The sequence below is a fragment of the Corynebacterium sp. CCUG 61414 genome, assembly GCF_024453945.1.
Classification (GTDB): Bacteria; Actinomycetota; Actinomycetes; order Mycobacteriales; family Mycobacteriaceae; genus Corynebacterium; species Corynebacterium pseudogenitalium.
Window position 1 is genome coordinate 21443 of the sequence record NZ_JAGPYU010000005.1, and the last position, 14170, is coordinate 35612.

The following is a 14170-nucleotide window of genomic DNA, read 5'->3' on the forward strand; positions in this document are numbered from 1 at the left end:
GAATAGCGGAATGTTTGCTGCACCGTTTGCGTATTCCGCCGCGGAGATTCGGGCCGCGGAAGCTCCCCTCCTTGCCGCCGAGGCGTCTCCTGACGCGTTGATGCAACGCGCCGCGCATGCTGTGGCGCGCGTGGCGCGCGCTATGTCGGGGCCGCGGGAGCGTGTGCTGCTGCTGGTGGGCCCAGGCGGCAACGGTGGGGATGCGCTGTACGCGGGGGCGGAGCTCGCCAGGGAGGGCTGGCAGGTCGAGGCCTGGCTGCCGCTGGGCAGGGCGCAGCAGCGGGCGTTGGATGCGTTTGTGGGGGCCGGAGGTGGGGTCGTCGAGAAGCCTGGGGTGTGCGATCTTCTTATCGACGGCCTCTTCGGCCTCGGCGGCGCCGGCGACCTGCCCGACGCCGTCGCCGACATCGAGGCGAGCCAGGTGCTTGCCGTGGACGTGCCGAGCGGCGTGGATGCCGACACCGGCGAGGCCGGCCGCAACGCCCTGCAGGCGGACGTGACGGTAACGTTCGGCGGGTGGCGCTACGCGCACGCCCTCTCGACGCGCTGCGGGAATGTGCTGTGCGCGGACATTGGGCTACCGCTGCCGGAGAGCCACGTGCGGGCGTACCGCGCGGTGCCCAACACGGGCCTGGACCTCGAGGGCATCAGGCCGATGGGCCCGGTGCCGGTGAGCGTCAAGGAGCCCGGCGCCGATGACGACAAATACACAGGCGGTGTGGTCGGCATCCACGCTGGCAGCGGCACGTATCCGGGCGCGGCGCTGCTGTGCACGGCTGGGGCGGTGACGGCGACACCGGCGATGGTGCGGTTCGCGGGCGCGCAGGCGCTTGAGGTGGTACGGGCGCGGCCGGAGGTCGTGGCCACCCGCGAGTTGGAGCAAGCCGGTCAGGTGCAGGCGTGGGTGTGCGGCCCTGGTATCGGGATCGATGGGGAGGCGGATGCTGCCGTCGATTGGGTGTTGCAGCAGGGTGTGCCGGTTGTGCTCGACGCGGATGCGCTCACCCTTGTGGCCCGCGCGCCGCGTAAGTTGGCGCGGGTTGTGGTGACCCCGCACGACGGTGAATTTTCACGCCTATATATAGGTATGACCAACGATCGCGTCGAGGAGACTGCCGACTGCGCCCGCCAACTTGGTTGCACGGTGGTCCGCAAAGGGCGCGCCACTGTCGTTTCGGACGGTCAGGAGTCCATCCTTATCGACGCCGGCTCCTCCTGGGCCGCCACACCCGGCTCCGGCGATGTGCTTGCCGGGATTATTGGGGCTCGTGTGGCGCGCGACGGGATGGACGATGTGCTGCTTTTGGCGCAGTCGGTTCAGGTCCACGCGGTGGCTGCGTGGCTCGCTTCCCGGACGCCGTACGGCCACGCACAGACTTCTGCTAGTGAAATTGCATCCAATGTGCGTAGTGCTACGGCGTGGTGCGCACGTTTTTAGCAAAAGCAGTGTATGTGGGCCTAAATTACACCGCTGTAATTTAATGCCGATGAACTGCATTTTCACCCTCCACACCCCCAGAAAGGGTTAGGTGGGGTATGGTCCCTTTGTTTGGTTTGTGGCTTCCTTAAATGTAGATGTTGAACAATCCCGCAAACACATGTCATGGACCTGCGAGTATGTGAATATTAAGGTTTATTTACGGTTTTTCCTGGATAAATACAGAAACACGCGTCAACGAACGAATACGTTTCCGCAGCTCCCTCGGCTACACTCAGAAATATGTTCAACAATCGGAGACTCCAAGCAATCGCAATCGCGCTCTCGCTCGGCGCGTGCGCCATGGTCGCCCCTTCCGCTGAAGGTGCCACCGTTGGCGAGAATGTCTCCGGCGTATGCTCCATCCGCCTTAACGCCGAAGAGACAAAGCTTTATGAGCAGTCGAAGGGCAAGGCAGCAAGCTTCGACGTCGACAAGGCGTGGAAGCTCGCATTCGAGCAGGCTTTCCCAGCAGCCAAGATGCACGGCGAGAAGCTGTACAACGATCTGAAGTCGGACTTTGCGTACCAGCAGCAGTTCCAGCCAGATCCTCGCCCGAAGCTCGCTGAGCTCGCTAAGCAGGTCGCTGAGGACTCGGAACTGCCAGAGTCTGTCGCACTCGACTACGTCACCCACAAGTGGAGCGACGCAGTCGTGGCAGGCTTCGAGAACCCGGGTCGCCTCCCAGAGATCCTGGAGTACGACAAGTACTTCGAGAACGGCGAGATCCCAGCCTCGAAGCAGTCGTTCCGCGCACCGGAACCAGTCTTCCCGACCATCGGTGACCGCGACGCCCTGATCCAGGAGAAGAAGGACCAGTTCAAGGGCCTCACCGACGAACAGGCAGCTGCTTGGGTTGACCAGTTCGAGAACCAGGAAGGCGTCGCAGAGACCCGCACCATGGCGGAGGTCGAAGCAGCGCTGAACCAGTCGAAGGACAACTGCCGCGACGGCAAGTCCGGCATCGTGCTCTTCCCAACGCAGCACTCCAACCCGGACGCAGTCTCGCAGGGTGCTGAGGGCACTGAGCGCAGCAAGGAGCAGCCAACCACCACGCCTTCCTCTCCGACCACCACGGTTTCCGTTGACGTTCAGGTCAACCCATTGAACGGGAAGACCACCGTCACCCAGGAACCTTCGGTTTCCACGGAGCCTTCGAAGACAATCGATACGAGCGATAACTCGGCTGCCCTCATCGGTGGCATTGTTGGCACCATCGTGATTGCAATCCTGGCGGTCCTCGGCCTGACAGCAACCAAGATGCTGTAATCTCATCTCCATGGAGTCTCGGAGATTTTTCACTGGCGTTGTAGCCCTCGGGCTCAGCGCCAGTTTCCTATCTCCAGTCGCGGACGCCGCCCTCATCGGCCCCCAAGATCCCGCGACAAAACTTTGCGCGTTCTACCTCTCCCCCGCCGAATACGCCCGCCTCATGAACGCAGCGCGCCTCCACTTCTCCGCGCCCGAAAAAGAGTACGCGCTGGACTATCAAACATTCCGGCAAGCGTTTCCGGAGCTGGGGAAGGTCGAAGAGGACGTCTATAAGCGGATTAGGGAAGAGGAAGGGCGAGAGTTTCTCGCTCCCAGCAACTTCGCGCGGCCCGACTCGCTGCAGCACACGTACGCGGTTGAGGCCTTCACAGAGGCGGGGCTGCCCGCGAGTGTCGCCGAGTGGTACCTCTTCAAGTACAGCCCGCAGCGCACCACACCGCAGGCGTCGGCGGATGACGTGCTGACCTACCACTACTACGAACTGATGGGGCAATACCAGGTGCTCGGGCCAGGGCAACGCGCCCTGTTCCGGCCGGTCACCCAAGCCACTGAAACCCCAGACATCGCGCGCGAGCTCCAAACCCGATTCCCTGGGCTCAGCGACGCCGCCGCAACCGCCTGAGCGCAGCAATACGCAGACACGTTCTTCTACACCAACCTGCGGCGCGTCAAGGAATACGTCACTCTGCGGGAGCGGGCTGAGAAGCTCTGTGCCGCCGGCGGCGAAGCCACCCTGGCGCTACCGATCCCGCCGAACGCGGTGAATACGGTGGTGCCGCCGATCCCGACGCTGACTACCAGCACGGCACCAAAGCCCACGCCCACGACACCGGCCACGCCAACCACCCAAGCACCCGAGCCGACCGCAACGGCCACAACGAGGCCAGCCCCGACCACAACCACGCCCGCGCCCACAACCACGACCCCGACCGAGACCGAGGAAGAGAAGGAGCTCACGCCGCTCGCGATCGCCGGGATCGTGCTGGGTGTGCTGGGCGCGGTGCTGGCGGGAGGCACCCTTATCATGCAGGCTCTCAACCTGGGGGCGTTCGCCTAACACGCGCGGTGTAGGTTGTCACGTGTGAGTAAACAGTCGTCGCTTCCTATGCTGCCGTTGTCCGCGATGAGCTTCGCGGCGTTCGTCTACGTCACCTACGAGATGTTCGCGGTCGGCCTGATTCGGCCCATGGCACAGGACCTCGGCGTGACGGAAGGCCAGATCGGCCTCCTCATGAGCGTGTACGCCGGCCTCGTCGCCGTGGTGACCATCCCGCTGATGCACTTCACCCGCAACTGGGACCGCAGGCCCGTCTTCCTGGCCACGCTCGGTTTCCTCGCCGGGGGCGTGATCCTGCAGGGCATCGCGAACAGTTACGCGGTGCTCGTCGCTGCTCGCGTGACTGCGGCGTTTACGCACGGGCTGTTCTGGTCGCTCATCAACCCGATGGCGGCACGGCTGGCGCCGAAGGGGAGGACGGGCAAGGCGGTGGCGACGGTGTCGTTCGGGTCGACGATGTCGGCGGTGATCGGTACGCCGTTGACCACCATGCTCGGCGGGATGATCGGGTGGCGTGGCGCTACCTGGGTGTTGGGCGTCGCGGTGATTTTCTCGGTGCTGGCGTTGGTGGCGTCGCTACCCTCGATGCCGGCGAAGCACCCGGAGCCGGCAGCGGGTGCGAAGCGGACAAAGTCGGCGATCCCGTCGCTGGTCCTCTTCCTGACGTTCAACGTCACCGCCGTGTTCACCACCTTTACCTACCTGGCGCTGCTCACGACGACGACAGCCGGGCCGAAGCTGGTCCCGTTCGGGCTGTCGCTCTTCGGCATCTGCGGGGTGATTGGTGTGCTGACGGCGGGCAACACGGTGGACCGGCGCATGATCCGGGTCAACGGGTTCGTCGCCGTGCTGCTGGTCGGGTCGGCGGCGTTGGGGCTGCTCGCGCTGGAGACGAAATCGGTACTGCTCATCATCGCGATGATTATCGTGTTCGGTCTGGCGAACGGGGCGCTGCCGCCGTCGGCGACCACCATCTTCCTGCACGCCGGGAAGCGCAACGAAGACCTGGCAAGCTCCATCTACGTGGTGACCTACCAGGTCGGGATCGCAGCCGGGTCCGCGCTCGGCGCCGCAGTGGTGGACGCCGGCTTCCTGCCTGGCACGCTCTGCATGACGGCCGGACTGGCGGCCTGCGCGTTCATCACCTTGGCGCTTGGGTCGCGGCCGCGGCTACGCTGACACGCGCTCGCGCGACACGTGGCCATCGCTGACGCGGACAACCTCGTCACGCTCGGAGATAAGGCTCGCGTTGTGGGTGACGAACCCGCAGGCGACGTCGTGCTCCTGCACCAGGGTCCGCAGCAGTGCGACGATCTCGTGGGAGCGCTCGGAGTCAAGCGCCGCGGTCGGCTCGTCCGCCAGGATCAGCCTCGGCTCCCCCATCAGCGCGCGGGCGATGCCGACGCGCTGGCGCTGCCCGCCGGAGAGCTGCTGCATGCTGCGGTCCCCAAGCCCGTCGAGGCCGACTTCCGCGAGCAGCTCGTTCGCGCGGTCCACGCGCGGCTTCACACCACGAATGTGGTCGGTGACCAGCAGCTGATCCCTCACATTGAGCGCCCCGATCAGGTTGGCCTGCTGGAAAATCATCCCGATCTTCTGCAGTCGGACTTCGTCGGAGACCGGGGTGGCGTCGACAAGAATGGTGCCACTGTCGGGCTTCAGTAGCCCGGCCGCTGCGGAAAGCAGCGTGGACTTGCCGGAGCCGGACTCGCCGATGATGAATGTGAGGTGGCCGGGGTTGGCGTCGAAACTGATGTTGTCCAGCGCCGTGAGTGTGTCCTCGCCGTCTTGGTACGTGACGGTGACGTGTTCCATGTGCAACATTTACGCAATACCTCCCAGTGCGAGCTGCGGCTCAACTTTTGTAATTTGGCGCGTCGCGATGAACGCGCCCACCATCCCGATCGTCCAAATCGCCAGCGGCGGCCCCGCGACCGTGAGCACCGTCAGCGAGAACGGCGCCACCTTCGACGCCGCCAGCCCAATGCCCAGCGCAATCAGGGCGCCAACCGCCGCGCCGATGCCCAGCAGCACCGCCGCCTGACCCAGCGCATCCTTGCGCAAGTAGCTATTCGACGCCCCAATCGCCTTCAAAATGGCCAGGTCACGGGTGCGCTGCATGGTCCACACCGTCAAGAAGGCCACGATGACCAGCGCCGCGATGGCGTACAGGAAGCCCAGGATCATGTTGAAGGACGCCTGCTCCGACTTGTACGCGGCCAGGCCGTTGAAGGAGTCCTTCATGCTCATGCCGCGGTCATCGCTAGCGAGCAGCACCGTGCCGTCCGCGTCGGTGTGCATGGCGGCCTTCCAGTCCTCCGTGTTCACCCACAGAACCGCGGTGTGGGAGAAGTACAAGTCATCCGTGACGGCGTCGACGGTGATCGGGGTGCCGCCGACGGAGAGCTCGTCGCCAGGCGCGACGTTCAGCGCACGCGACGCGACCGCGCCGTCGCCGAGCACCTCGCCGCCGGGCAACTCCGTGCCCTTCGGCAGACCCAGGATCGAGATGGACTCCTCCTTGCCGTTCTCCCGCAGCAGCAGGGTCTGGCCGGTGCCCAGCGGGACCGTGCCCTCCTCCGCCGTCACGCGCGACGTCATATAGGAAGGCTCATCCATGTCCTGGAAGACGACCGACTTCGCACCTGGTCCTTCCAGTGCCTCCAGGGCCTCCGTGTTTTGCTTGCCCAATCCATTGGTCAAGCCGGTCAGCATCACCACGAGCAACGTGATCAGCCCGACCGTGCCAACAATGAGGCCGAAACGCCCCTTGGCTTTCACAATTTCTCTCAATCCGACGAACATGCCCACATTGTGCGTGTGAGCAGGCACATTCCACATCAGGAGCGGGGTTGAACCTCGAATCAACCGTCCGGTTGATCCGCCGTCCATCGGATGTCGGGTGCACCGTCTAAGGTGAGCAACGTGAACACCACCAACCGGATCCTCACCTTCCTGCGCGTCAGCCTGCACGTACTGGTTGCCGTGCTGCTGCTCGTCGGCGTTGTCTCCAGCGGGTGGAACCCGCTGGCCATCTGCATGGCGGTCCCCTTCGCGGTGCTCTACATGGCCGGGACCGTCGCCTACAACGAAGGCAGGCGGTTCTCCCGCGGCGCTACCTACGTGTGGCTGGCCGCTGTCCTGGCGCTGTGGGTCGTCATGGCGCTGCACGCCGCCGAGTTCGTCTGGTTGGAGTTCCCGCTGGTCATCCTGGTCTCCGTGGTGCTGCCCACCTGGTCCGGTATCGCGGTGGCGGCGCTGCTGCTGGCCTTCACGCTGTCGATCACAGCGCCGGGCGCGGGAATCGGCGGAGTGGTCGGACCGCTGCTCGGCACCGTGCTGGCGCTACTGATCTACCACTCCTACCGGGCACTCCGCGCCGAAGCCGACCACTACAAACACCTCGCCTACGAACTCCAGGCCACCCACATGGAACTCGCCGCCGCCGAACACGCCTCCGGCGTCCTCGAGGAACGCGCCCGCCTCTCCCGCGAAGTCCACGACACCATCGCGCAAGGCCTCAGCTCCATCGTGCTGCTCGGCCGCACGCTAGACAAACAGATCACCGAGCCCGGCGCGAAACAGATCCTCGACACCATCCGCGCCACCGCCTCCGACAACCTCGCCGAAGCACGCCGCTTCGTCGCGGTCAACGCCGCCCCCGCGGAGCCGCTGCCGCAGCGGCTGGAGGAGCTGGCGAAGGGGGCGAAGCAGCGTCAACAAGCCCTTGGCCAGCAATTAGAGGTGGACCTCGACGTCGAAGACGTGCCCGAGCCCGCCGCCAGCGTCATTGAGCGCGTCGTGCGCGAGGGCCTTTCCAACATCGTGCGCCACGCAGGCGCCACCCGCGCTGTGATCACCGTGGAAAAGCTTGGGGACGTCGCCACCGTCGACGTCTTCGACAACGGCCGCGGCATCACCGGGCCCGAAGGCTACGGCCTGCGCGGGCTGCGGGCGCGCGTCGCGGAAGTCGGCGGCACCCTCAGCGTCGAAGGTAACGTACTAGCAGCAAGCATCCCCCTGGGAAAGGACACCCATGAGTGAGATCAACGTCATGCTTCTCGACGACCACCCCGTCGTCCGCGCCGGCCTCCGCGCAGTACTCGACTCCTTCGGCGACATCACCGTTGTTGGCGAAGGCGCGGACGGGCGCGCCATCGAGCGGATGCCCGACAACGTCGACGTTGTGGTCACCGACATCCAGATGCCGCACGTGGACGGCATCGAAGTCACCCGGCGCCTCGGCGAAGCAGGCGGCCCGCCCGTGCTCATCCTGACCACCTACGACACCGAAGCCGACGTCGTCGCCGCCGTCGAAGCAGGCGCGCTCGGCTACCTGCTCAAAGACGCCCCCGAGGACGAACTCCACGACGCCATCATCGCCGCCTCCCAGCGCAAACACGTCCTCTCCCAGGAAGTCGCCGGAGTCCTCGCCGAGCGCCTCATGCGCCCCGACGAAGCCCTAAGTGCCCGCGAAATCGAAATCCTGCGCGCCCTGCAGACCGGCGCCTCCAACCGCGCCATCGCCGACCGGCTCTTCATCTCGCAGGCCACGGTGAAAACCCACCTGATCCACATCTATAACAAGCTCGGCGTGGACAACCGGACCGCCGCCGTGGACCGGGCGAGGGAGCGCAAGATTATTTAGGTGTTGGTTGGGCGCTAGATTGCTCGGCAGTGCTTGAGCTTGAATCCTTTTCCTTTCATCCTCCCCAGTTTATTATTTGCATCTCGCTGAGCGGCGCCCCTGTCCTTGCCTTTGCCAAAGATGTATTGCCCAGTTGCTTCATTCCGAAGATTTACGACAGCGCACTTCAGCGTGACAACTTTTCCGCGCTAGGAAGACTTCTGATGCTGGCTTCGGTGCATAAGCACTAGCACTCGGCGCAACCGAAATTGCTGCCCCCGTTAAAGCTAGACTTACTATCCCGACTACTCATGAACGGAGTGGCTTTCGCATGACCAGTCCTTCTTCCTTGTCAAATGGTGAGCTGCAAGGCTTTTACGAAGACCTTTACGTGTATTGCTCTGAAAAAGATTCTTACGATATTGCAGAGCGTTTCCAGAAGGAACTCAAAGTTTCCTTCTCCGAAATTGACGCTCTTCCTGATTTCACAGTTGGTGAATGCGATGAAGACGAGTATGAACTCGCTGAAGAATTAGAACCTGGTAGCAATCAGGAGAGCTTTCGTCCATACGTGATTACCCAGCACTTCTTCTTGGAAGTCTTAAACCTAAGTGACCAGGTGATTGACCCTATTAGTGATGCTGTTTTCGCAGCCGTTCAACGAGCGACAGAAGATGTCCCATACTTCAGTTTCATGGGTTTTCTCACGGACAATCGCTCTGAGGATAAGTAGAACCGGGTCGAAATCGATAGCTATGGCAGGGCGTGCACCAAATTCCTGCTTTTGCGCTTTGGAAAGCGTGCCTGGGAATTTCCCCAGGTCGCGGCCCCTGCGCAAAGGAATTTGGTGTCATCATGTTCGGCCCAAACACCAAATTCCAGCGTTTGAAAAGCGGCCCCAGGATACCTGCACGCCACAGAAGTGCTAGATGTTTTTAGGCCTGGAATGTGGTGCAGCGCTACCCAAAAGCACTCCCAGAAGGGCCAGGCCGGCGCAGGTGAGGATGCCGTTGGCCATCGATGCGGTCGGGTTGGACCCGAGCGCCACCAGGGGCGGGACCAGGCCGCCGATGATGAATTGGAAGAAGCCCATCGCGCCGGTGCCGGCGCCGATCCCGATGTCCCGGATCTCCTCCACGGCGAGCGCCGAGGCGTTGGCCATGATGAACCCAGCCATGGCGGAGAGGATGGCGATGAAGGGGACCATCGTGAGGTTGGGGCCGAGCTGGCTATAGGCGAGCAGGATCAGGCCGGCGAGGATGTCAACAGATAACGCCACGACGAGGAGGGTGCGCGGCTGGTGGGTCTTCACCAACCGCATGTTGATGGAGTTCGATAGCGGGATGAGCAGGGCGATGCCGCCGAAGATGAGGGAGAAGGTAGTTGGTGTAACGCCGAGTTGTACCTGCAGGACCAGCGGAGATGCCGAGATATAGGAGAACAGGGTGCCAAAACCGAGACCGGCGGCGAACATGTAGCCGAGGAAGGCGGGGCGCCGCAGGCACTGGACCATGCGGGGGAAGATGGTGCGCAGGGTGCCGCGGGTCCGCTGCTCGGGTGGGAGGGTTTCGGGGACGAAGCGCCAGGCGATGAGGATCTGGGCGAGGTTGACGGCGGCGATGGTCCAGAAGACGCCTCGCCAGGTGAAGGTGGGGATGATCAGGCCGCCGAGGACTGGGGCGATGGCGGGCATGAAGCCGGAGATCGCCATGAGGCCCGACAGGCCGCGGGCGGCCTCGCGGCCGTGGGCGATGTCGGGGATGACGGCCCGGGTGACGACGACGGCACAGCCCCCTGCCAGGCCCTGCAGGAATCGGGCGGCGATCAGGAAGGAGATCGTGGGGGCGACGGCGCACGCCACCGACGCCGCGAGCGCCACCACCGAAGAGACCAGGATGGCGGGTTTGCGGCCCGTGCCGTCAGAGATGGCGCCGAAGACCAGGTTGCCGAGTGCCATCCCGAGCATGAACCCCGAGATGGTCAGTTGGGCGGAGGAAGGGGACGTCGATAATTGGGTGGCGAGCTCGGGCATGCCGGGCAAGTACATGTCGATGCCGAGCGGGCCCGCTGCGGTGAGCAGGGCCAGCGCAAGTAGGAGGCCACCGGAAAGTTTCTGCACGTCGGTAGGATAGCTGCATGCGTGCGACTGTAGAAATCTGTTCGGCTGAAGACATACCAACGACAACGAAGGCGCTCACGGACCGCGAGCCGTCGGAGTGGGTGGTGCTCAAGGCGGTGGACACCACGCCCGGCGGGAAGCTGCGAGTCTATGCGGGGCGCCTGGCGGGGCAGTCAAGGCCGGGGCCCAAGGGGCGACTTGCCGCGGAGCTGCGGGTGGAGCCCGGCGCGCAGGTCACGCTCTGGGTCAACGAGGACTACGAGCACCACCTACTTGCTCAGTCGGAGGGGCTGCGTCTGGAGGGGGTCGCGCTGGAGCGCGGCCAGGCAGGCAAGGTTGGGGCCGGGCACCTGGCGGTGACGGTCCGCAACACGGGGACAGAAACGGGCCGAGCGCTGCTGTTCGGCAGCGTTTCGTAGTTGGCCAAACAGGCCTGGCGGGCTTAGCGTAGGTGCATGCAGTTGCCTAAGTATGGCCCCGCGTGGGCCGGGTCCCTGATGGGGACGTCGATCGCTTCTACTCTGTCTGGTCTGCACGGGTTTCGCTTCGGCCAGATCGCGTTTGCACTGGTAGCGGCCGTGTTGTTGGCGGTGTTCACGGTGGGTATTCGCAACGAGCCGCCGCGGCACCAGAACATGGCGGCGTGGGGCATGTACACGATGGGGCTTTTGGCGTGCGGCTCTGCGTGGACGGCGCTGACCGGCAACGACATCTTCCAGCTGATCAGCTGGTGGATTGGCGCGCCGCTGTCGATCGCGGTGTGCCTGTGGCAGCTGTGGGGCTTCTGGAAGGTATCGGAGCACTACACCACCCCGGCGTTCCCGTGGGGGCTGGCACCGGTCACGCCGATGGTCGCCGCGACGTCGGGCGGGCAGCTCGCCGCCGAGCACGGCATGTTCTACCACCACGCTGGCATCGTGTGCTTCTTCTTCACGTTCATCCCAGCGATCCCGCTGTTCGCCTACTGCTACTGGTCGCTGTGGCGGCGCCGCGATCGCCCGCGCGGCGCGGCGGCAGGCACGGCCTGGATTCCGCTCGGGGTTGTCGGCCAATCGACGGCCGCCTCCACCTTCCTTTTCGACGCCCACCTCTACGGCATCATCATGTTCACCATCGGCGTGCCGTGCGTCCTCTTCGGCATGTACTGCTTCTACCAGGCGGTCTTCACCTGGGCGCCGTACGGCCCAGGCTGGTGGGGCTCCACGTTCCCGGTGGGCACCCTGTGCCTGGGCTCCTGGACCGAGGGCTGGCACGCCCTCTCCTTCGGGCTGCTGCTCCTACTGCTGTTCCACTGGTGCGCGTGCGCACTCCGATTCCGTTCCTGGCAGCGTGAGCGCGTGTGAAAACCAGGACCAGCTATAGCCTGCCGCCAGCGGGCCCGGCGTGGGGCGGCAGCCTCATGGGGACCTCGCTGGTGGCGACGCTGCTGGTCATCAGCGGACTCGACCCTCTGGCGTGGGTCGTGGCCTGTATCGGGGTGGCCATCCTGGTGGCGCTCGTCGTCGGGTTCATCATCTATCGCACGCCCCGCTTCCACCAGGACATGATGGCGCCGTGGGCCATGACGTTCATCGGGATCATGTCCCTCGGCACCGCGTGGACCAACCTCACGGACAACCTCGCCTTCATCCTGGTTGGCTTCTGGGTCGGGGCGCCTGCCTGCCTCGCCGTGTACGCCAACCAGCTCCGCGGCTTCCAAGGGGAACCGAACTTCGCGTGGGGGCTCGCGCTCGTCGGCCCCATCATGGCAGCCAACACGGCCGGGACCACCCACGTCAAAGGCGGCGGCGACATCTACTGGATACTCGGCGTGTGCTGCTTGGTGGCGTCGATAGGCGCAGCGTATCCGCTGTTTGCCAGGGTGTATGTGGCGGCGTGGCGTCGAAAAGTGGACCTGAACGGGCCGAACGCGGCGACCGCCTGGATCCCCCTCGGCGTCGTCGGGCAGACAGTGTCCGCCGTGGACCTGCTGTTCGGCAAGGATGCCGAGCTTATCGTTGGCACCGTGCTGCTCATCATCGCGATCCCCATGATCGCCTTCGCCATGTGGCACTTCTACCCCGCCGTCGCGCACTGGGTGCGATACTCCCCCGCCTGGTGGGCCTCCACCTTCCCCACCGGCACCATCAGCGTCGGCAGCCACCACCTCGCCGAAGTCTGGAACCTCGAATGGCTCACCATCATCGCCACCGCACTGCCAGCCCTCCTCGTCTTCCACTGGCTCCTCTGCGTCACCCGCTGCACATTCTGGGTAGTTCGCGAGCGCTAAAAGATACAAAACTATAGAGTGAACGACATGAACATCTCTCTATTAATCACCGTAGAAAACTCCCGACCCGAGATTTCACGATGCATTAATGTTGATCACTCGATGTACCTGGGGGAACTCGCACTCGTTATCGACGCCACCCTCGGCTTCTCGAGCGCAGCAACACACATGTTTTCGGGGACCATCAACGGCGAACAACGCGTCTACACCGCCCAACCAGCCGCCGGCGAATACGACGAAAACGACCTCACCGTCCAAGACATGCCCGAAACCATGAGCTACATCTACGATGCCGGCGCCAACTGGAACATCAACGTCCAAGTACTCGGGCCATCCACCATCGCCGGCCCGACCCCCGTCCTCATCTCCGCACTCGGCCCCGACGTCATCGAGCACCTCAAAGGCCCCGCCATGATGACCGAGCTCTATGACGAAGCCGTCCGCCTCGCAGCCGGCCAACCCGCCGACATGCACATCACGCCAACCCTGTTCTCCGCGATGCCCGTGATGTCGCCGGGCCACATGGTGGACAGGCTTACCAAGGCAGACCCGGTCAGTATCTCGAACCGCATGTACTACAGCGTCGAAACCATGGTCGCCCGCAACATGATGAACCCCGACGCCGCCGCCGAAGAAGACGAAGACGTCCGCGAAGCGCTCCGCGAATACCTGGCCAACCGCGAAGACCTCAAAGACATCATGGCCATCGACCCCAACCCCGAAAGCAACCCCGCCGTCATGGCCGCCATCGGCGAATTCCTCGAGGACTACTACGGGCCCAACCCGACCTTCGACTCCCCCGTCTACACCGGCATCACCGAAGCCCTCTACAACCTCATGGACGGCCTCCTCCCCGACGACCCCATATGGCGCAGGCACCTCCACAACTTCTTCGTCGAATCCGGCTTCATGCGCGCCGAACAAACCGGGCGCTACACCATTACCAACGAGGGCGTCGAGCTGCTCAGCGGCGGCGACAACCCATTCGACTTCGCCGAAAACATCGCCCGCGGATTCTACGCGACCTTCGGCCGCGAAAACTGGAACCAACTCATGTTCAACCTCATCTCCGACTCCCCCCACCTTCCCGACTCAACCATCTACAAAGAAGGCACCGCCCTGTTGGAGGCTTTCGGGTTCGGCGAAGACGCCGGCGACGGGTTCTCCCTCAACGGGGACGGCTACGACATGCTGAAATGCATCGCCATCGACTTTTCTTCCTAGTACTTGTGCGGTGCGGGGTACGCGGGGCGGGGTACGCGCACCAAATTCCTTGTTTTCCCTTAGCGCCCCACAACGGCGGTGTTTCTCCAGGTCGGCTGTCCGGAGACGCAAGAAAGTTCCCGGTT

General features: G+C 64.0%; 16 protein-coding genes. 12 read left to right on the forward strand and 4 right to left on the reverse strand.

The genetic code is table 11. From position 1 onward, the window contains the following. Positions 1–10 precede the first annotated feature (10 nt). The 3 genes from KBX14_RS05605 (at position 11) to KBX14_RS05615 (ending at position 3371) form a co-directional block, all read left to right on the forward strand. Positions 11–1438: a bifunctional ADP-dependent NAD(P)H-hydrate dehydratase/NAD(P)H-hydrate epimerase gene (locus tag KBX14_RS05605; RefSeq protein ID WP_256042011.1), complete on the forward strand. Its 1428-nt coding sequence runs from the start codon at positions 11–13 to the stop codon at positions 1436–1438. 282 nt (positions 1439–1720) lie between these two features. Further along, positions 1721–2746 (forward strand): hypothetical protein, encoded by a 1026-nt coding sequence (locus KBX14_RS05610; RefSeq protein ID WP_256042012.1) that lies wholly within the window; start codon positions 1721–1723, stop codon positions 2744–2746. Positions 2747–2756: 10 nt separating this feature from the next. Next, positions 2757–3371, forward strand: a complete 615-nt coding sequence (locus KBX14_RS05615; protein WP_256042013.1) for a hypothetical protein — start codon at positions 2757–2759, stop codon at positions 3369–3371. A gap of 26 nt (positions 3372–3397) precedes the next feature. Here KBX14_RS05615 and KBX14_RS05620 read toward each other — a convergent pair whose 3' ends face one another. After that, positions 3398–3775 (reverse strand): hypothetical protein, encoded by a 378-nt coding sequence (locus KBX14_RS05620; protein WP_256042014.1) that lies wholly within the window; start codon positions 3773–3775, stop codon positions 3398–3400. A gap of 97 nt (positions 3776–3872) precedes the next feature. Between KBX14_RS05620 and KBX14_RS05625 the strand changes: the two genes are divergently transcribed. Further along, positions 3873–4985, forward strand: coding sequence for an MFS transporter (locus KBX14_RS05625; protein WP_256042077.1), 1113 nt, complete (start codon positions 3873–3875; stop codon positions 4983–4985). On the opposite strand, the gene KBX14_RS05630 is transcribed toward KBX14_RS05625, so the two are convergent. Next, positions 4977–5630, reverse strand: coding sequence for an ABC transporter ATP-binding protein (locus KBX14_RS05630; protein WP_256042015.1), 654 nt, complete (start codon positions 5628–5630; stop codon positions 4977–4979). The genes KBX14_RS05625 and KBX14_RS05630 overlap by 9 nt on opposite strands. Continuing rightward, on the reverse strand, positions 5631–6611 hold the full coding sequence (locus tag KBX14_RS05635; protein ID WP_256042016.1) for an ABC transporter permease: 981 nt from the start codon (positions 6609–6611) through the stop codon (positions 5631–5633). 120 nt (positions 6612–6731) lie between these two features. Between KBX14_RS05635 and KBX14_RS05640 the strand changes: the two genes are divergently transcribed. The 4 genes from KBX14_RS05640 to KBX14_RS05655 all read left to right on the forward strand — a co-directional run bounded on the left by KBX14_RS05640 (position 6732) and on the right by KBX14_RS05655 (position 9166). Then, the gene (locus KBX14_RS05640) at positions 6732–7850 is read left to right on the forward strand and encodes a histidine kinase (protein WP_256042017.1); all 1119 of its coding nucleotides are present in this window, start codon (positions 6732–6734) and stop codon (positions 7848–7850) included. Then, complete coding sequence (locus tag KBX14_RS05645; protein ID WP_256042018.1) at positions 7843–8454, forward strand: response regulator transcription factor; 612 nt, start codon at positions 7843–7845, stop codon at positions 8452–8454. The genes KBX14_RS05640 and KBX14_RS05645 overlap by 8 nt, the downstream gene beginning before the upstream one ends. A 29-nt stretch (positions 8455–8483) precedes the next feature. Then, positions 8484–8684 (forward strand): hypothetical protein, encoded by a 201-nt coding sequence (locus tag KBX14_RS05650; RefSeq protein ID WP_256042019.1) that lies wholly within the window; start codon positions 8484–8486, stop codon positions 8682–8684. Positions 8685–8764: 80 nt separating this feature from the next. Beyond that, positions 8765–9166, forward strand: a complete 402-nt coding sequence (locus tag KBX14_RS05655) for a hypothetical protein (RefSeq protein WP_256008663.1) — start codon at positions 8765–8767, stop codon at positions 9164–9166. A gap of 192 nt (positions 9167–9358) precedes the next feature. Here KBX14_RS05655 and KBX14_RS05660 read toward each other — a convergent pair whose 3' ends face one another. After that, a complete protein-coding gene (locus tag KBX14_RS05660) occupies positions 9359–10552 on the reverse strand; it encodes a multidrug effflux MFS transporter (RefSeq protein ID WP_256042020.1) in 1194 nt (397 codons plus the stop codon). A gap of 17 nt (positions 10553–10569) precedes the next feature. Here KBX14_RS05660 and KBX14_RS05665 point away from each other — a divergent pair, with 17 nt between their 5' ends. The 4 genes from KBX14_RS05665 to KBX14_RS05680 are packed head-to-tail and all read left to right on the forward strand — an operon-like array spanning position 10570 to position 14045. Further along, positions 10570–10971 carry a hypothetical protein gene (locus KBX14_RS05665; RefSeq protein ID WP_070361706.1) on the forward strand — a complete coding sequence of 134 codons (402 nt, stop codon included), beginning with the start codon at positions 10570–10572 and terminating at the stop codon, positions 10969–10971. Between the two features lie 36 nt (positions 10972–11007). After that, entirely contained in the window at positions 11008–11895 is an 888-nt protein-coding gene (locus tag KBX14_RS05670; RefSeq protein WP_256042021.1) for a hypothetical protein, read from the forward strand. Next, complete coding sequence (locus KBX14_RS05675) at positions 11892–12821, forward strand: hypothetical protein (RefSeq protein WP_256042022.1); 930 nt, start codon at positions 11892–11894, stop codon at positions 12819–12821. Before KBX14_RS05670 ends, KBX14_RS05675 begins: the two co-directional genes overlap by 4 nt. A 27-nt stretch (positions 12822–12848) precedes the next feature. Next, positions 12849–14045, forward strand: coding sequence for a plasmid pRiA4b ORF-3 family protein (locus tag KBX14_RS05680; protein ID WP_256042023.1), 1197 nt, complete (start codon positions 12849–12851; stop codon positions 14043–14045). Positions 14046–14170: the final 125 nt, after the last annotated feature.